The following is a 17,277-nucleotide window of genomic DNA, read 5'->3' as shown; positions in this document are numbered from 1 at the left end:
ATAGCTGGATACCACAATGTCGGCTCGTACTCTGTGTTTACTCCCCCGGGAACCCGCGCGCGGTCCTGACCGACGGCGGTTTGTCCTATTTGAAGGGAGTCAGACATGACTGATGCAATCACCCCGCCGCGCTCCTCGCTTGAGCAGGAGATCGACGCGGCCAAGGCGCTTTTCGCCCATCCACCGACCTTGCGCGGTGTGGCCCTGTCGGTCATTCAGGAGCGCTTTTTTACTCACTGGGATCCACGGCGAAATGCAACGCAGCTGATGGTCGGCGAGCCGCAATGGTCCGAGCAGCATGGCCAACGGGTATTTGCCGGCTACCGCTACAGCACTTTGCTCGACCTGGTGCTCAAGCACTTTACCGCCGGGGTGGCCGCGGTTTTTACCGAGGCTCATGTGTTGGAACCCTGGTCCGAGGGGGGGCGCGGCAACCGCTATCTGGTGGACGCCGCGGCGACCCAGACCATGCTCAGGGAGTGGGGCGAGGTCCTGCTCGAGCTCTTCAAACAGGCCTTGGTCGACTACTGGAACGAGGAGGACGCGCAAGGCACCAGTCGTTTTCGCCGTCTGTGTGCGCTGCTGGTGCGGATTCTCGCCGTGGATCGTGAGCAGTACCGCGACTTCCTGACGGTGGATCTGGAAAAGCCCGAGGAACAGTTCGCCCTCCACGGCCTCCGCGCCGTCAGCAAGGATTCCTGGGGCGCGCGTTATCCCGAAGCTTTGCCGGTGCTGATTGCCCGGCGCAAGACGCGCGGTATCGAACAGGTTCCCCTGGTGTTCAGCCTCGCCTGGGGGATGTTCAAGGCCGGCTCCACGGATCTGGGGCAACTGGTGCCGTTGTTCATGAGCACTCGGGCCAATGGTCGGGATATCGAGTATCGCGAGCACTTGCTCTGGCAACAGGACGATCCTCCCGAGCAGATCGAAGAGGCCATTTGCAGTCTCGGCGAGGCCTTGCTCGATAATCAGCTCCAGGAGATCGCGCTGATCGGCCGCGATAGCGCATGGACGGTCGAGGACTACCAGCGCCGACTCGACGCGATCACCCGCCCCGATCGCTGGTTTTTCACACCGGTGGCAAGGCCGGCCCACGTGGTCGTCGAGCTGCCCGAGGAACTGGCTGCGCTGCGCGATGCCCTGCCGTACTGGCTGCTTGGGGCCCGTGCCGAGGACATCACGGCCTATCGCGCCCTGTTGGAACAACTCGCCGAGGTGCAGCGTGCCTCGGGCGGCAAGGCGTTTCTCGATGGCGTTGGCGACCTGCCGGGCTTTGCCGCCAAGGCTTTGCTGAAAAAAATGCGTGAGGATCATCCGCAAGTCCTGGGGATCGCCGATCCCGATGATATTCATCTGCAACTCGAGAAGACAGTCGCGCTGGCCGTGCCTTCCGCCGGGGCGGGAGGCGGCGCGCTGGGGAGTGTCGAGACGGTCCGGATGAGCCTGACCGAGTTTGCCCTGGAGAATCTCGGTGGCTTTCGGCATGCGCAAATGCGCATCAATATCCGTCGTTGCGCCCTCGAAGCACCGGTTCCCGCCTGGATGACCCCGGACTACCTCAAGGGGGTGGTCAGCGCCGTCGATATCGGGCGGACCTACCTGGAGCTGCTCCAGTCCACGCTGATCGAGGATGTCGACGAGGCGCGGCGCCGGGAACAACTGTTCAGCGCGCAACTGCGGGTGCAATTGCCCATGGTGGCGCTGGAGCTCAAGATCCGCGGCGAAGCGGATTTCGATGAAACGGGATACCGTTATGTCGAGGCCGTGATGCAGGCCGACGCGGCCAGGCAGTGGCTGGATGGCCAGCAGATCGTCCTGCGCCCCCTGGCCTTCAAGTCCGAAGCCGATGCGTCGGCCGATGTCGTGGCGTCGATGTTCCTGATCGGACCGCAGGACACCCGGCATGGCCCGGTAATCCTCTATCGTCCGCTGCTGGCCAAGGCCGGGTCGCGGGAGTCGGCCTTCCAGACGTTCCAGTCCACGCCGGGCAAGGCCTTTTGTCCTCGTGATAACGATGTCCGTCCCACGCCTTCCGTCGAAACGTTACGGCAATATCCGAGCTTCGACGCACTGTTCGAGGCGATCAAGCATCCCGGCCAGTTGCAGGAGCACGTGCTGACCTGGATGAGCGATCAGGCCCGGCGCACCTATGACAATGGCGGCTTTGTGGAGCCTCATCTGCCGCGCTCATTCGAAGATGATTTTGCCACGCTGTGGCCAGTCGGGCCGGCCACGCTCAGTGACGAGGTGGTTGAGGGCGATTACCTGCATCACCTGTTCGTCTCGACGGCCAGGAGCCTGATCGCCTTGGCGGATCGGCAGTCGGTCTCCAACGCCGAACAGCGCTGGGCTACCTTGAAGGAGGGCGGCTGGCAGTTGTTCAACGTGCTCCTGATGTTTATCCGTGGCCCGGCGGCGCTGGCCGGCTGGATTTTCGCCGTGGTCGCCAGTGTCGAGGCCGATTTGCGTCGTCTACAGGAAAAAGATCCGGGCACCAAAGCCAGCGCCTGGGCCGATATCCTGGTCAATATGGCGTTTATCCTCGGGCATCGGCTGGGCCACCTGCAGGCACCGGTCGAAACACCCGGCAGGATCCCGACCCATGAGAGCTACCGCGCGCCGGTCCGGGCGAGCATCAGTGAAGGCGCGGACAGACTCCAGTCGATGCAACTGGATAACTCCTTGTCTCCTGGCGCGACATCCTTGCGCAGATCCCCTCGTGACTGGGCCATGAAGCGCTACCCCATGCCCTGGCCTGAATCGCATACCTTGGGCGAAGTGATCGCTTCCGGCGAATATAAGGGGCTTATCCGCTTGAAAGAGGGCAAGCGCCTGGCTGCCCGGGTGGGCGGCTGGCTATTTGCCGTGGCGACGGATGCCGAGAGCAATGTGCGCGTGACCACGGCAGACGGGCTGGAACAAGGGTTCTATTTGAAAAGCCTTGGCGATGGTCGCTGGTTACCGGATCTGCGGCTGCGGCTGCGTGGCGGTTCGGGGCGTGGCGGACGCGAGACGATCAAGCAAATGCAGGCAAAGAACGCGGCGGCGGCCAAGGCCCTGGACGAACGCCACCGGCTCATCGAAACCGACGGTAAGTTGGCAATGCGCAGGGCGTCGATTGCCAGGCTCGACCTGCAACGCAAGGAAGCGGGAGATTACCCCGCGGTGATACGCAGTGAAGCCCGGCAACGTTTTCTCCAGGAGGCGCGAAAGGCCTTCGATCTGACCGGACAGAGCATCAGCGTGCGTGAAGAGCAGGCCAGGCTCAAGCCGGTTGCCAAATGGAAGGAGGCCGTGTGCGCTTTCCTGGGGGTTCAGCTCGGCGGCTGCCGTGAGCAGTTGGATGTGCTGGCCAGGGTCCGGGAGGAAGGGCATCCGTCGGCTGAAGACCTCGCCTTGGCGCAGGCGACCAATGCCGGGCCGGGGTCGGCGTTGTATGAGCGGCTGTTGGCGTATCAGGTAAAGAAGGTCAAGATCAATGACGAGATGCTCGACTGGCATCGACAGGAAAAGCGCATTGACGCCCATCTGGGTGAGTTTCCGGGCCTGGGGGCCAAGACCCGCGACAAGGTCAACGCCGAGACGCGGGGCGTCGGGACCTTGCTGGATACGCAGTCGTCGCAACTGCAGACCTTGCGCTGGTTGAGTATTCACGAGTTGGAACGGGGCGAGCGGACCTATCCCTCCCTGCGGGAGAAAACCCAGGAGGCGACCATGGCCAGCCGATCCCGGGTCAATCTGGAACTGGATACGGAGATCTCCGCGAGGCGCCGTCGTCGCGTGCTCAATACCTGTATCGAAAATTACGAGTCCAGTCTGCAGGTCATCGAGTTCTGGCGATATCACCAGCCGGCGGGCCGGTCCGTGGTCTATACCGAACGTCTGGTCGGGCTGATCGGGCAACTGCGTGAGGAGGCCCTGGAAGCATTGAGCGAGTTGCTCGACGAGCAGGCCAGCGACGTTGCCGCGCAGGAAGGGCTCGAGAAAGTCCCCGGACTGATTCAGACCCGTGGCTCGAGGGGCGGGACCTATCTGGGCAAGGTCAGGCCCGCGAGCGCCGGGCAGACCCGTGAGATTGTCGAAATAAGCGGGGGCGATGAGGTCCTGCTGTTCCAGGAAAACGACGAAGGAACCTATTGGGAGGAAGTCTCGGCGCCCGAGTCGGCACCACAGTCGGTAGCGGCCAAGCCGCTGATCGGTATCAAACGCTTGCTCGGGGACGCTGAGGCACAGATGCAGGCGGCCAAGCGGGAGTTGCTCGATGCCAGGGCGGAATTGACCAAGGCGCTCGACAAGGCCGAGCGATTGAAGCAGCCGATCAGGGATCCGGTCTATCTCCAGGACGTGCTGGAGAGCGAGTCGAAAAAGCTCGAACGCCTGGCCAATCAGCTCGAGGAGCGTCTGGCGTCTGTCGACGCGACGATCGAGCGGGTCAATGGGCAGACTCAAGTGGGTAAGCTGCGCGCGTTGGCCCTGGAGTTGGTCAATGCAGGGCTGCTGATCCGGGTTGAGGCGACCAAGGCCAGCATGCCGGACATGGCCCGGGTCGACTTTCTCCAGCGCCAGGGCGCTATCGAAATCAGGAAGAACGGGCCGCGCAGCTTGCTCAAGTCCCGTGACTATCTGCAGGAATACCTGATTCTGGACAAGGCGGCCACGGGCCGGAAAAACGCGCTGCTCTGGGTGGCCCATTTCCACTATGAGGGCCTGGCCACCTTCGATGACGGTTTCGAGTTGGGGGCGGCCCACCTGAAAACCCGAGAAGAGCGATTTCTTGGCTCCAAGGCGCAGGCTCACGCCGAAGGTGAACGTTTCGAGCGAATCCGCAGGGGGCAACCGGGCCGCGCGCAAGCGGCTGTCGATATCTGGCGCAGCGCGATCAGCCTGCCCATGGCGCGCAAGTTTTTTTTCAATGCGCCCGAAGTGGAGGAGGCCCTGGTGGAGCAACTGAAACGGCTGTAGTGGGGGATGGCGGCCCGCGATCCGCGTGGGGACGTTGTCCTGTCGGGCTTGCGCGGCGCCCGAGCCGTTCGCGGGGCAAGGCTGTCCGGGCAACGCTCATGATTGGCCCTTGTCATGGTTCGTAGTGTGTGCCCGGCGTTTACCGACGGTCGGTTGTGGCTGTTGGTCCCGCTGTGTGAGAGGCCAGAGACCGCTCATGAACAGCGCTGGAAAGGCAATTTCCAAGGGCCGCTGCTTGAGCTTCTCACAGATATGCTCGGCGGATTTCTCGGCGGACCAGCGTAGCGGCATGGGGAGGTTGTTTCTCTGGGGCCGCGGGGGGTCGATGAAACCGGGACTGACCAGAGTGACGGCAATGCCTTCGTCGGCCAGGTCGATGCGCAGGGACTCAAACAGATCACGCATGCCGGCCTTTGACGCACCGTGGGCTTCGGCCTGGGGTAACGGCAGGAAGGTGGCCGAGCTGGCGATACCCACCAGATGCGGCTGGTGGCCGGATCGGAGCAGCGGTAAGGCGACGTCGATGCAGTAGCTGCTGGCCAGCAGGTTGGTGCGCGCCAGTCGTTCGATGATCGAGGCATCGAACGGCTGGGTATCGACATATTCACAGGTCCCGGCATTGAGAATCAGCGTGTCCAGGGCGCCCCAGGCCCGGGTGATGCGCTCACCGATTTCCCGCACTTGCTGGCTGTCGATCAGGTTTCCAGGTACCAACAGCAGTTGCTCGGGATAACGTTTGCCAAGGGCTCGCAGCGGTTCGACGCTGCGGGCGCTGGCGGCCAGTTGCATACCGTTCCTGAGCAGGACTTCGGCGATGGCCGCGCCGATGCCGACGCCGGCGCCCGTGAGCCAGATGCGTCGTGGAGGTGTAATGCTCATCCCATTCTCCTGTTCAACCAGGCTGTTGCATGACCCGGAACCGGCGTGTGGTCATACAACAATGTCCCGACATCGACGTATGTTGTCGAACCACAGCAGATGCGAACCACCCTCGGCTTGAATAGGCCTTCCCCTGGCCAGTCCTGGATGACGATAGCTCATGTGCCGGCGCAGTTGGATCACTTTGTTCGACTGGACAAGGCGGCGAGCGAAAGGGGGCGGGAATCCAATCCAGGTACACTTGCGACATCCATCCGGGTTGGCAGGTTCCTGAACGCCGCAAGGGCGCGCTCACGACTACGGACCAGATCGACCATGGGCTGTGGATAACTTGCCACGCCGAACAGGCCACCGAGGACTGCGGGGTTATGCACAGCCTTTGGGTCCAGGCCGGCCAGTTCCGGCAACCAGTGCTTGATGAATCGCCCTTCGCGGTCGAATTTTTCCGATTGGCTCAGCGGGTTGAAAATCCGGAAGTAGGGCGCCGCGTCGGTGCCGGTGGACGCGCTCCATTGCCAGCCGCCGTTGTTGGCCGCCAGGTCGCCGTCGATCAGGTGGCGCATGAAGAAGCGCTCGCCTTCGCGCCAGTCGATCAACAGGTTCTTGGTCAGGAACATCGCCACGATCATCCGCAGGCGGTTGTGCATCCAGCCGGTTTCCAGCAACTGGCGCATGGCCGCGTCGATGATCGGCAGGCCGGTGCGCGCCTCCTGCCAGGCCGCCAGCTCTTCCGGCGCCTGGCGCCAGGCCAGGGCTTCGGTTTCCGGGCGGAAGGCGCGCTGCTTCGAGACCCGTGGGTAGCCCACCAGAATGTGCTTGTAGAACTCGCGCCAGAGCAGTTCGTTGATCCAGCTGAGGCTACCGGCATTACCGCTTTCGAATTCGCCCCGGTTGCTTTGCAGGGCGGCATGCAGGCACTGGCGGGGCGAGATCACCCCGGCGGCGAGGTAGGCCGATAATTGGCTGGTACCGGGTTTGGCCGGGAAATCGCGTTCGCTCTGGTAGTGCTCGATCCGTTGCTCGGCGAAGCTCGCCAGGCGTCGCCGGGCCTCGTCCTCACCGGCCGGCCAGAGGTTGCGCAAGGCCTGGCTGGGGGGGGCGAATCCTTCGACCGCGACGGGCACCGGATCGGCCTTGATGGTCAGTGCCGACTGGGCTTTGGGCGCCTCGACCAGGCGCGGCAAGGCGCTGTGCAGGCGGCTGTGGCAGACCTTGCGGAACTGGCTGAAAACCTGGAAATAGGTGCCGCCGCGGGTCAGTACGCTGCCGGGCTTGAAGAACAGTTGATCGAGGTGACTGTGAAAGCTCACGCCGTCGCTTTCAAGTCGGCGCGCAACCGCTTGATCGCGGCGGCTTTCATGAACACCGTACTCTTCGTTGACGTGCACGGCCGCGACTTTGAGCGACTGGCACAGCGTGCGCAGCACTTCGGGCACCTGATCCCAGGTCGGAGCCTGACGGATCAGCAGCGGGATATTCAACGCCGCCAGCGTCTGGCTCAGTACCCGCAGGTTACGCAGCCAGAAGTCGACCTTGCAGGGCGCATCGTCGTGAAGCCGCCATTGCCCGGGGGTTATCAGGTACAGGGCGATCGTCGGCCCCCGCCCGGCAGCGGCGGCCAGGGCGGTATTATCGTGCAGGCGCAAATCGCTGCGCAGCCAGAACAGTTGCATAGCCATTCCTTGAGTCATGGGTGAGGGGGCTAGATCAGTCCGCGCCGGGTCAGGCTCTGGTAGGCGGACAACGGGTCTTCTGCCAGGGTCATGTCGCTGCTCTCCCGGGTACTTGCGGACAACTCGGCAAAATGGATGCACACCGTCAGTCCGGCAACGACGAGCGGACAGTGGATATTGCCGCGCAGCCTGGCGAGGGCCGTCAGGTTCATGGCCTTGCTCGAATACAGCACCACGGCACGACTCTTGAGGTACTCGCTCGCCAGGACCAGTTCGCCGGCCGGCAATGGCCAGTCGAAGACTTCCACCGGACAGTCGGCACTGCTCACCAGCCAGGCGGTCAGCCACAGATGAGGTTCCAGGGGCAGGTCCGAATGGTTGACCAGTAGCACGGGCGGTCCCTTGAGTTGCCGGTTGTTGTGGTAGATCCGTGCCCCCAGCTTGCTGCGCAGCCAGGTGTAGAAGAACGTCTGCTCCATCTGCGCGCCGAACTGGCCCCGCCAGCGTTGCTCGAGTTCCACCAGCAGCGGCATCAGCAACCGTTCGCACAAGGTACGCGGCGGGTAGAGCGACATGGCCTGGTTGAAACGCTCATCGATCTGACGCTCGGCCAGTTGACTGATGGCCCGGACCAGGTCCTGGCGCAAGGCCTGCCAGTCGTTGCCGGGCGACTCGAGCGGTGTCGGACTGCTATCGAGCAGTTGCTTGATCTGGCTGACCGCGACCCCGCGGTTGAGCCAGGTCACGATGGCCTGGATACGTTGCACGTGCTCGGCGCAAAACAGCCGATGGCCCTTGGTCGTGCGGTGTGGCGTCACCAGGCCATAGCGGCGTTCCCAGGCTCGCAGGGTCACGGCATTGACGCCGGTTTGCCGGGCCACTTCGCGAATGGGCAACCAGCCCAGGGCCAGAGCGCTGGCGTAATCGACGGGCACTTCGAGGGAGTCGGTCATCTCAGATGGCATTGCGCAGGCTGAGGTTTTCCGGGTGTGGCTGCAGGTACACCTGGTGGGCGATATAGGCATCGGGGTGTTGGCGAAAGTGGTGCTTGAGCAGCGTCAAGGGCACCACCAGTGGCACGATGCCCTGGTGGTATTGGCCGATGACCTGCTGCATTTCCTGTTTGTCCTCGGCGCTGATGGCGTGTTTCAGGTAGCCGGTGAGGTGTTGCAGGACATTACTGTGGGTGCGGCGGGTCGCGCATTTTTTCAGGGCGGCCATCAATTGGCTGAAATAGCGTGGTCCGACGGTTTCGGCATCGGCCTTGCCCATGCTGCCCAGTAGCTTGCCGAGTGCCTTGTACTGCACTGGGTTATGGGCCATCAGCAGGTATTTGTAGCGGGCGTGGAACTCGGTCAGGCCGCGGCGGCTGAGGCCGGCTTGGCGCAGTTCCTGCCAGGCCGCGTAGGCGAAGACCCGGGTCAGGAAGTTTTCCCGCAAGACCGCATCGTTCAGGCGGCCGTCTTCCTCCACCGGCAAGTCGGGGTGTTTGGCGCAAAACGCCTGGGCATAGATGCCGCGTCCGTCTTCGGCGGGCCTGCCGTTGTCCTGATAGACCTTGACCCGCTCCAGTCCACAGGAGGGTGACTTCTGCATGAAGATATAGCCGCAGATATCCCCCAGCGCATCGGCCATCTGGTCGCCATAGTCGGCCAGCGCTTGGGTCACGTCCGTTTCGACATGCACGCTGCCCACGGCCCGCGGTTGCCGCGCATCACCCACCAGACGAATCGGCTCGCGGGGAATGCCCAGGCCAATGGCCGCTTCCGGACACAGTGCAATGAAGTCGAAGTATTGGCTGAGGGTGTGGCTGCACAGCCGCGATTCCTTGTGTCCTCCGTTGTAGCGCACCTCAATGCCCAGCAGGCAGGCGCTGATGGCGATTCTGGGTTTGCGCGGCAACTTGGTGGTGGCGGACATGGGGAGCCTCGAGAGAAATACTTGTACAAGAAGGTTTTCTTGTACAACTAAACTCATCATAGGCACTGCATTGTACAAGTCAAATTATTTGTACAAGTTTGCGCGGGAGGCGATCATCGCCAGCCCATTCGCCAGGTCTCGGCATCTTTCAGCTGGCTCCAGCTCATGCGCTGCGGGCGTTGGTTCAGCACCGCTTGCAGTTCGATCCCGATCACGCGGCCTTGTTCATCGTGGAACAGTTCAGTGACGAGGAAATGTTTCTCCCGGTTTCGTGGGTGGGCTGCTGTCCATTTCGACAGCAGCAGCTTACGCGGATTGATGGGGTTCAACCGAGGTGTTCCATCAGGCGCCGTGCCGCTTCCTGGCCACTGAGCCAGGCGCCTTCGACGCGTCCGGACAGGCACCAGTCGCCGCACACGTAGAGACCCAGGTCGGCATCCGCCAACGCTCCCCATTCCCGCGCGCCGGCCGGGCGGGCGTAGAGCCAGCGGTGGGCGAGGGTGAAGGTCGGTGCCGGCATGCTGGCATGCAGCAGTTCGGCGAAAGCACCGTGCAATTGTTCGATCACGGCCTCCTTCGACAAGTCCAGGTGCTGCTTGCTCCAACTGCTGGTGGCGTGCAGGACCCAGGTATCGAGCTGGCTGTCGCGCGCCGGCTTGCTGCGGTTGCGGGCCAGCCAGTCGAGCGGGCTGTCCTGCACGAAGCAGCCTTCCATCGGCGTATCCAGCGGCGTGTCGAAGGCCAGGGCGATGGCCCAGGTCGGTTCCATCTGAACGCTGGCGGCGGCCCCGGCGAGTTTCGGCGCGGTGGCCAGCAACGCGGTGGCCTGGGGCGCGGGGGTGGCGATGATCACGTGGCTGAACGGGCCGTGGGTGAAGCCTTCGGCGTCTTGCAGGTGCCAATGCTGTTCACCGCGGAACACCTCGGTGATCCGGCAAGCGAAATGCGCCTGGAGCCGGCCCAGCAGGCCGCGGGTAATGGCGCTCATGCGCGGCGTGCCGACCCAGCGGGTCTGCTCGTCCGGCGACAGGCTCAATTGGCCATTCTGGAAGTTGTAGAGCTGCGGGTCCCATTCAGCGACCCAGCCCTCACCCTGCCAGCGCTGGACTTCCTTGACGAAGCGGCGGTCGCGGGCCGTGAAGTACTGCGCACCCAGATCCAGCGCGCCGGCGTCGCTGCGCTTGCTGGACATGCGTCCGCCGCTGCCGCGACTCTTGTCGAAGATTTCGATGGAGTGCCCGGCATCATGCAATGCCCGGGCGGCCGAAAGTCCGGCGATACCGGCACCAATTATTGCTATGGGTACAGTCATAGGTGGGCCTCGTTACCTGTCAGCACAGACTACGCCGTCAGCAAAACCTGTACAATCTTGTTTTTTGGTATAAGTTGCGACCTGCCTGTCGATTCACACTGTCCTATTGTTAAAGCAAATATCTGTCGAGAGAAAAGAGCCCTGCTTATAAAAATAGACTAACGCTTTCGACAAAACGTTACGCGAGGACGAACTCATGCACATATTGCTGACCGGCGGTACTGGTTTGATCGGGCGTCAACTGTGTGAACACTGGTTGGCGCAGGGACATCGGCTGACGGTATGGAGTCGTCGACCCGAGCAGGTGGCGCGTTTGTGCGGCGCGCAGGTGCGTGGCGTGCGACATCTCGAGGACCTGACCGGCGAGCCGCTGGACGCGGTGATCAACCTGGCCGGCGCGCCGATTGCCGACCGGCTCTGGACCCGCAGGCGCAAGGCGTTGCTGTGGAGTAGCCGGATCCAGTTGAGCGAAACCCTGCTGGCCTGGTTGGAGGGCCGTGAGCAGCGTCCCGCGGTGTTGATTTCCGCTTCGGCGATAGGCTGGTACGGCGATGGTGGCGAGCGCGAGCTGACCGAGGATTCGTCGCCGGTGAGCGAAGATTTCGCCAGCCGCTTGTGTATTGCCTGGGAAGAAACCGCGCAGCGCGCCGAAGCCCTGGGGATCCGCGTGGTGCTGGTGCGGACCGGTTTGGTGCTGGCGGCCGAGGGCGGCTTTTTGTCGCGCCTGTTGCTGCCGTTCAAGCTGGGGCTGGGAGGCCCGATTGGCAATGGCCGGCAGTGGATGCCGTGGATTCATGTGCGCGATCAAATCGCCCTGATTGATTTTCTTCTGCATCGCAGTGACGCCAGCGGTCCTTATAATGCCTGCGCACCCAAGCCGGTTCGCAACAAGGCGTTCGCCAGGGCGCTGGGCAAGGTCTTGCATCGTCCGGCGCTGCTTGCGCTGCCGGCGTTTGTCTTGCGCCTGGGTCTGGGCGAGTTGTCGCTGTTACTGCTCGGTGGGCAGCGCGCGACGCCGGCCCGGCTGTTGGCGGCGGGATTTGTTTTTCAGTTTACCGATCTGCCCGCGGCCCTCGACGATCTGTCGGGTCGCCTCTGAAATAGGACGTTGCATGACCGATCACGCCTTGCTTCTGGTCAACCTGGGCTCTCCGGCTTCCACTTCGGTAGCGGACGTACGTAGCTACCTCAATCAATTCCTGATGGATCCTTATGTCATCGACCTGCCGTGGCCGGTGCGGCGCTTGCTGGTGTCGCTGATCCTGATCAAGCGTCCCGAACAATCGGCGCATGCCTATGCCTCGATCTGGTGGGAAGAAGGCTCGCCACTGGTGGTGCTCAGTCGTCGTTTGCAGCAGCAGATGACGGCGCAGTGGACCCACGGCCCGGTGGAACTGGCGATGCGTTACGGCGAGCCATCGATTGACGCGGTACTCACCCGCCTGGCCGCGCAAGGCATCCGCAAGGTGACCCTGGCGCCGCTGTATCCGCAGTTCGCCGACAGCACCGTGACCACGGTGATCGAAGAAGCCCGGCGGGTGGTGCGCGAACGCAAGTTCGACATGCAATTTGCCATCCTGCAACCGTTCTACGACCAGCCGGAATACCTCGATGCCCTGGTGGCCAGTGCCCGGCCGTATCTGGCGCAGGGGTTCGATCACCTGTTGCTGAGTTTCCACGGCTTGCCGGAGCGTCACCTGACCAAGCTCGATCCCACTGGCAGTCATTGTTTCAAGGATGCCGATTGTTGCAAGAACGCCTCGCCGGTGGTGCTCGCCACCTGCTACCGCGCCCAATGCCTGCGCGCGGCGGCGGGGTTTGCCGAGCGCATGGGCTTGGCCCCGGGACAATGGTCGGTGTCGTTCCAGTCGCGGTTGGGCCGGGCGAAGTGGATCGAACCCTATACCGAGGCGCGCCTGGATGAATTGGCCAAGGCCGGGGTGAAGAAACTGCTGGTGATGTGCCCGGCGTTCGTTGCCGACTGCATCGAGACGCTGGAGGAGATCGGTGATCGTGGGCGCGAGCAGTTTGTCGCGGCGGGGGGCGAGGAGTTGGTGCTGGTGCCGTGCCTGAATGATGAGCCGCAGTGGGCGGCGGCGTTGAATACCCTGTGCGAGCGGGCGCCGCTGGCCTTATAGATTTAACGCCTGGTGCATTTTTGTGGCAGGTGGGCTTGTGTGGCGAGCGGGCTTGCCCACGCTGGGCTGCGAAGCGCCCCTGAAATCAGCGACTTGATTGTGTCAGACAGAACGCAATCACTGGTTTTACGGCTGCTGCGCAGCCCCGCGCGGGCAAGCCTGCTCGCCACAAGGGGGCATCCGCGCCCTGTGGCGAGCAAGCGTGAGCCTTACAACAACGGCTCGTCGGCCTTTTTGTTCTTCCAACCGTCATTACCCGGCAACAGCAGGTTCAGCGCAATCGCCACCACGGCGCACAGCGCAATGCCCTTGAGCCCGAAGTCATCCGGTCCGGTACCGGTGCCCACCAACACACCGCCGATGCCGAACACCAGGGTCACCGACACAATCACCAGGTTGCGCGCCTCGCCCAGGTCGATCTTGTGGCGGATCAGGGTGTTCATCCCCACCGCCGCGATCGAGCCGAACAGCAGGCAGAGGATCCCACCCATCACCGGCACCGGAATGCTCTGCAACAACGCACCGAACTTGCCGATAAAGGCCAGGCTGATGGCGAAGATCGCCGCCCAGGTCATGATTTTCGGGTTGTAGTTCTTGGTCAGCATCACCGCGCCCGTCACTTCGGCGTAGGTGGTGTTGGGGGGGCCGCCGAACAGGCCGGCCGCCGTGGTGGCGATACCGTCACCGAGCAAGGTACGGTGCAGGCCGGGTTTCTTCAGGTAATCGCGCCCGGTCACGCTGCCCACCGCAATCACTCCGCCGATGTGCTCGATGGCCGGGGCCAGTGCCACCGGGACAATGAACAGGATCGCCTGCCAGTTGAACTCCGGCGCGGTGAAGTGCGGCAGGGCGAACCAGGGCGCGGCGGCGATTTTCGCCGTGTCGACCACGCCGAAATAGAACGACATGGCAAACCCCACCAGGACCCCGGAGATGATCGGCACCAGGCGGAAAATACCCTTGCCGAACACCGCCACGATCAGGGTGGTCAGCAGGGCCGGCATCGAGATCAGCATGGCGGTCTGGTAATGGATCAGTTCGCTGCCGTCACCGGCCTTGCCCATCGCCATGTTCGCGGCGATCGGCGCCATGGCCAGGCCGATGGAGATGATCACCGGGCCGATCACCACCGGTGGCAGCAGCCGGTCGATGAAACCGGTGCCCTTGATCTTCACCGCCAGGCCCAGGAAGGTGTAGACGAAACCGGCCGCCATCACCCCACCCATGGTCGCCGCCAGGCCGAATTGGCCCTTGGCGAGGATGATCGGGGTGATAAAGGCAAAGCTCGAGGCCAGGAACACCGGCACCTGGCGTCCGGTGACAAGCTGGAACAACAGAGTCCCCAGGCCCGCCGTGAACAGCGCGACGTTCGGGTCGAGGCCGGTAATCAGCGGCATCAACACCAGGGCGCCAAAGGCTACGAAAAGCATCTGCGCGCCAGACAGCACGGTGCGCCACAACGGGTCGTTGAACTCATCCCGCATGTCAGGCGTCCTTCTGCTTGGTACCGAAGATCTTGTCGCCGGCATCGCCCAGGCCCGGAATGATATAGCCGTTCTCGTTGAGTTTCTCATCGATGGAAGCGGTGTAGATGGTCACGTCCGGGTGCGCTTTCTCGACCGCGGTGATACCTTCCGGCGCCGCCACCAGGACCATCGCCCGGATGTCCTTGCAGCCAGCTTTCTTCAACAGGTCGATGGTGGCGACCATCGAACCACCGGTGGCGAGCATCGGGTCGATGATCATCGCCAGGCGCTCGTCGATTTCCGGTACCAGCTTTTCCAGGTAGGTGTGGGCTTCCAGGGTTTCCTCGTTGCGGGCCACGCCCACCGCGCTGACCTTGGCGCCCGGGATCAGGCTGAGCACGCCTTCGAGCATGCCGATACCGGCGCGCAGGATCGGCACCACGGTAATCTTCTTGCCGGCGATCTTCTCGACCTGGACGGTGCCGCACCAGCCCTGGATATCGTAGGTTTCCAGGGGCAGGTCCTTGGTCGCCTCGTAGGTCAGCAAGGCGCCGACTTCCTGGGCGAGCTCACGGAAGTTCTTCGTGCTAATGTCAGCGCGGCGCATCAGGCCGAGCTTGTGGCGGATCAGCGGGTGGCGGATCTCACGGATGGGCATGGGAATAGGCTCCGGCGGCGGGCAAAAAACGGCTTAGATTAATCTATCCGCAGTTGATGTCCTATAGACCAGCAGTACGTTAGTCCAGAAACCCTTGATCTGTCCGCGCGGGGTGCGTACCTTTGCCCGCTTTTCTCGCAGCCCCTTTACACCAGCCCCTATTGGAGAGCGCCATGTCCGCTGATCTCGAACATATCCGTCAAGTGATGCGCGAAGCCGACTGCCTGTACACCAACGACCAGGTCGAAGCGGCCATCGCCCGTGTCGGCGCGCAGATCAACGCCGAGCTGGCCGAGTCCAACCCGGTGGTGTTCTGCGTGATGAACGGCGGCCTGATCTTCTGCGGCAAGCTGATGACCCACCTGGACTTCCCGCTGGAAGCCTCGTACCTGCACGCCACCCGCTACCGTAATGAAACCAGCGGCGGCGAACTGTTCTGGAAAGCCAAGCCGGAAGTCTCGTTCATCGACCGTGATGTGCTGATCATCGACGACATCCTCGACGAAGGGCATACCCTGGGCGCGATCATCGATTTCTGCAAACACGCCGGGGCGCGCCGGGTGCACACCGCCGTGCTGATCGACAAGCACCACGACCGCAAGGCGCGCCCGGATCTCAAGGCGGACTACGTCGGCCTGCCGTGCATCGATCGCTACATCTTCGGCTACGGCATGGATTACAAGGGTTACTGGCGCAACGCCGCCGGCATCTACGCCGTCAAGGGGATGTAAGGCATGCGCGCTCCCAGCTTTCTCGATGCAACTTTGTTCGCCGAATTGGCCGAGAAGGCCGCGGCGAGCCCCCGTGGCCGGGTTCATCACAACTTTCACCAGATGGACGAGCCGTGCCATCGCATGGCGATCGGACTGCAGCCCGACACCTATATTGCCCCGCACCGGCACCTGAGTGCCGACAAGGCGGAAACCTTGCTGGTGCTCAAGGGCCGCCTGGGCCTGCTGGTATTCGACGAGGCGGGTCAGGTCCTGGCCAGGCGTGTGCTGCAGGCGGGCGGCGACTGTCCGGGTGTCGACCTGCCGGCCGGGGTGTTCCACGGCCTGGTGATCCTGGAGGCCGACAGCGTGATGTTCGAATGCAAGGCCGGCCCTTATCGTCCGGTGAGTGACGGCGAATTGGCCGACTGGGCGCCACGCGAAGGTGACGCCGAGGTGGCCGCATACCAGGCATGGATGCGCGCGCAGTTCGATTGAGTTCTGACTCGGCGACGGGCGGAAGGGCGAGTTTGCCGTATCATTAGCCACCTAACGACAGGCAACGGGTTCCCAGGGCATGCTGGCCATCTTTCTCGGTATATTGACCATCACCGCACCCGTCTTCGCCATGTTGTTCCTGGGCGTGGCGCTCAAGCGCGTGGGCTGGATCAACGACAGCTTTATCCACACGGCTTCGGCCCTGGTGTTCAATGTCACCATGCCGGCGTTGCTGTTTCTCGGCATCCTGCATGCCGACCTGCATGCGGCGTTGCAGCCCAAGGTGCTGGCATACTTTTCGGTGGCGACCCTGGCAGGTTTTGCCGGGGCCTGGGGTTGGGCGATCTGGCGCTGTCCCAAGGTCGATCGTGGGATCTACACCCAGGGCGCCTTTCGCGGCAATAACGGCGTGATCGGCCTGGCCCTGGCGGCCAGCATGTACGGTGCCTACGGGATCTCCCTCGGGGCGATTCTCGCGGCCTTGGTGATCCTGTTCTACAATACCCTGTCGACCATTGTCCTGGCGGTCTACAGCCCGGTGATCAAGTCCGATCCCTGGAGCATCTTCAAGAGTGTGCTGAGTAATCCGCTGATCATCAGCGTGATCGCGGCGGCGCCCTTTGCCTATTTCAAGATCGGCTTGCCTGGTTGGCTGGAGACCTCGGGGAATTATCTGGCGCAGATGACCCTGCCGCTGGCGCTGATTTGCATCGGCGGCACCTTGTCCCTGGCGGCGTTGCGCAAAAGCGGCGACCTGGCCCTGAGTGCGAGCCTGGTGAAAATGGTCGGCATGCCCCTGCTGTCGACGCTGGGGGCCTGGCTCTGCGGTTTTCGCGGGGCGGAACTGGGGATTCTGTTTCTCTACTTCGGCAGTCCGACGGCCGCGGCCAGCTTCGTCATGGCCCGGGCGGCCAATGGCAATCACGAACTGGCGGCGGCGATTATCGTGATCACCACGTTGCTGGCGGCGATCACCACCAATATCGGGATCTTTGTGCTGCAGTGGGGCGGCTGGATCTGACGTTTGGCGCCTGCAAGGGACGCTGTGATCCTTGAGTCTT

General features: G+C 63.0%; 14 protein-coding genes. 6 read left to right on the top strand and 8 right to left on the bottom strand.

The features are described from left to right. Nucleotides 1-105 precede the first annotated feature (105 nt). A complete protein-coding gene (locus PFEN_RS03885) occupies nt 106-4,962 on the top strand; it encodes a dermonecrotic toxin domain-containing protein (protein ID WP_191485711.1) in 4,857 nt (1,618 codons plus the stop codon). 96 nt (nt 4,963-5,058) lie between these two features. Here PFEN_RS03885 and PFEN_RS03880 read toward each other — a convergent pair whose 3' ends face one another. The 6 genes from PFEN_RS03880 to PFEN_RS03855 all read right to left on the bottom strand — a co-directional run bounded on the left by PFEN_RS03880 (nt 5,059) and on the right by PFEN_RS03855 (nt 10,746). Beyond that, nucleotides 5,059-5,841, bottom strand: coding sequence for an SDR family NAD(P)-dependent oxidoreductase (locus PFEN_RS03880; protein WP_191485710.1), 783 nt, complete (start codon nt 5,839-5,841; stop codon nt 5,059-5,061). Nucleotides 5,842-6,020: 179 nt separating this feature from the next. Continuing rightward, nucleotides 6,021-7,514, bottom strand: a complete 1,494-nt coding sequence (gene phrB / locus PFEN_RS03875; protein ID WP_191485709.1) for a deoxyribodipyrimidine photo-lyase — start codon at nt 7,512-7,514, stop codon at nt 6,021-6,023. Nucleotides 7,515-7,543: 29 nt separating this feature from the next. Continuing rightward, complete coding sequence (locus PFEN_RS03870) at nt 7,544-8,467, bottom strand: MerR family transcriptional regulator (protein ID WP_224770880.1); 924 nt, start codon at nt 8,465-8,467, stop codon at nt 7,544-7,546. Nucleotide 8,468: 1 nt separating this feature from the next. Further along, nucleotides 8,469-9,434, bottom strand: coding sequence for a YbgA family protein (locus PFEN_RS03865; protein WP_191485707.1), 966 nt, complete (start codon nt 9,432-9,434; stop codon nt 8,469-8,471). A gap of 113 nt (nt 9,435-9,547) precedes the next feature. After that, nucleotides 9,548-9,763, bottom strand: a complete 216-nt coding sequence (locus tag PFEN_RS03860; protein ID WP_191485706.1) for a TIGR02450 family Trp-rich protein — start codon at nt 9,761-9,763, stop codon at nt 9,548-9,550. Continuing rightward, nucleotides 9,760-10,746: an NAD(P)/FAD-dependent oxidoreductase gene (locus PFEN_RS03855; protein ID WP_191485705.1), complete on the bottom strand. Its 987-nt coding sequence runs from the start codon at nt 10,744-10,746 to the stop codon at nt 9,760-9,762. Before PFEN_RS03855 ends, PFEN_RS03860 begins: the two co-directional genes overlap by 4 nt. A 196-nt stretch (nt 10,747-10,942) precedes the next feature. Between PFEN_RS03855 and PFEN_RS03850 the strand changes: the two genes are divergently transcribed. Both PFEN_RS03850 and hemH read left to right on the top strand, forming a co-directional pair. Continuing rightward, entirely contained in the window at nt 10,943-11,845 is a 903-nt protein-coding gene (locus PFEN_RS03850; RefSeq protein ID WP_191485704.1) for a TIGR01777 family oxidoreductase, read from the top strand. A gap of 13 nt (nt 11,846-11,858) precedes the next feature. Continuing rightward, complete coding sequence (gene hemH / locus PFEN_RS03845) at nt 11,859-12,884, top strand: ferrochelatase (protein ID WP_191485703.1); 1,026 nt, start codon at nt 11,859-11,861, stop codon at nt 12,882-12,884. Between the two features lie 209 nt (nt 12,885-13,093). Here hemH and PFEN_RS03840 read toward each other — a convergent pair whose 3' ends face one another. Next, nucleotides 13,094-14,368 carry a uracil-xanthine permease family protein gene (locus PFEN_RS03840; protein WP_191485702.1) on the bottom strand — a complete coding sequence of 425 codons (1,275 nt, stop codon included), beginning with the start codon at nt 14,366-14,368 and terminating at the stop codon, nt 13,094-13,096. 1 nt (nt 14,369) lies between these two features. Then, on the bottom strand, nt 14,370-15,008 hold the full coding sequence (upp, locus tag PFEN_RS03835; protein WP_191485701.1) for a uracil phosphoribosyltransferase: 639 nt from the start codon (nt 15,006-15,008) through the stop codon (nt 14,370-14,372). Nucleotides 15,009-15,181: 173 nt separating this feature from the next. Here upp and PFEN_RS03830 point away from each other — a divergent pair, with 173 nt between their 5' ends. The 3 genes from PFEN_RS03830 (at nt 15,182) to PFEN_RS03820 (ending at nt 17,237) form a co-directional block, all read left to right on the top strand. Further along, nucleotides 15,182-15,739 carry a hypoxanthine-guanine phosphoribosyltransferase gene (locus PFEN_RS03830; protein ID WP_191485700.1) on the top strand — a complete coding sequence of 186 codons (558 nt, stop codon included), beginning with the start codon at nt 15,182-15,184 and terminating at the stop codon, nt 15,737-15,739. A 3-nt stretch (nt 15,740-15,742) separates the two neighbouring features. Next, nucleotides 15,743-16,216 carry a WbuC family cupin fold metalloprotein gene (locus PFEN_RS03825; RefSeq protein ID WP_191485699.1) on the top strand — a complete coding sequence of 158 codons (474 nt, stop codon included), beginning with the start codon at nt 15,743-15,745 and terminating at the stop codon, nt 16,214-16,216. A 79-nt stretch (nt 16,217-16,295) separates the two neighbouring features. Further along, entirely contained in the window at nt 16,296-17,237 is a 942-nt protein-coding gene (locus PFEN_RS03820; RefSeq protein ID WP_191485698.1) for an AEC family transporter, read from the top strand. The last annotated feature ends 40 nt before the right edge of the window (nt 17,238-17,277 follow it).

Source organism: Pseudomonas sp. FEN (genome assembly GCF_904067045.1).
Classification (GTDB): domain Bacteria; phylum Pseudomonadota; class Gammaproteobacteria; order Pseudomonadales; family Pseudomonadaceae; genus Aquipseudomonas.
This window is presented reverse-complemented; position numbering and strand designations above follow the sequence as displayed.

Coding starts and splice junctions, on each gene's coding strand:
- phrB (WP_191485709.1), bottom strand. CDS start 7,514: ATGCAACTGTTCTGGCTGCGCAGCGATTTGCGCCTGCACGATAATACC.
- hemH (WP_191485703.1), top strand. CDS start 11,859: ATGACCGATCACGCCTTGCTTCTGGTCAACCTGGGCTCTCCGGCTTCC.
- PFEN_RS03840 (WP_191485702.1), bottom strand. CDS start 14,368: ATGCGGGATGAGTTCAACGACCCGTTGTGGCGCACCGTGCTGTCTGGC.
- upp (WP_191485701.1), bottom strand. CDS start 15,008: ATGCCCATCCGTGAGATCCGCCACCCGCTGATCCGCCACAAGCTCGGC.
- PFEN_RS03870 (WP_224770880.1), bottom strand. CDS start 8,467: ATGACCGACTCCCTCGAAGTGCCCGTCGATTACGCCAGCGCTCTGGCC.
- PFEN_RS03855 (WP_191485705.1), bottom strand. CDS start 10,746: ATGACTGTACCCATAGCAATAATTGGTGCCGGTATCGCCGGACTTTCG.
- PFEN_RS03830 (WP_191485700.1), top strand. CDS start 15,182: ATGTCCGCTGATCTCGAACATATCCGTCAAGTGATGCGCGAAGCCGAC.
- PFEN_RS03865 (WP_191485707.1), bottom strand. CDS start 9,434: ATGTCCGCCACCACCAAGTTGCCGCGCAAACCCAGAATCGCCATCAGC.
- PFEN_RS03820 (WP_191485698.1), top strand. CDS start 16,296: ATGCTGGCCATCTTTCTCGGTATATTGACCATCACCGCACCCGTCTTC.
- PFEN_RS03850 (WP_191485704.1), top strand. CDS start 10,943: ATGCACATATTGCTGACCGGCGGTACTGGTTTGATCGGGCGTCAACTG.
- PFEN_RS03825 (WP_191485699.1), top strand. CDS start 15,743: ATGCGCGCTCCCAGCTTTCTCGATGCAACTTTGTTCGCCGAATTGGCC.
- PFEN_RS03880 (WP_191485710.1), bottom strand. CDS start 5,841: ATGAGCATTACACCTCCACGACGCATCTGGCTCACGGGCGCCGGCGTC.
- PFEN_RS03885 (WP_191485711.1), top strand. CDS start 106: ATGACTGATGCAATCACCCCGCCGCGCTCCTCGCTTGAGCAGGAGATC.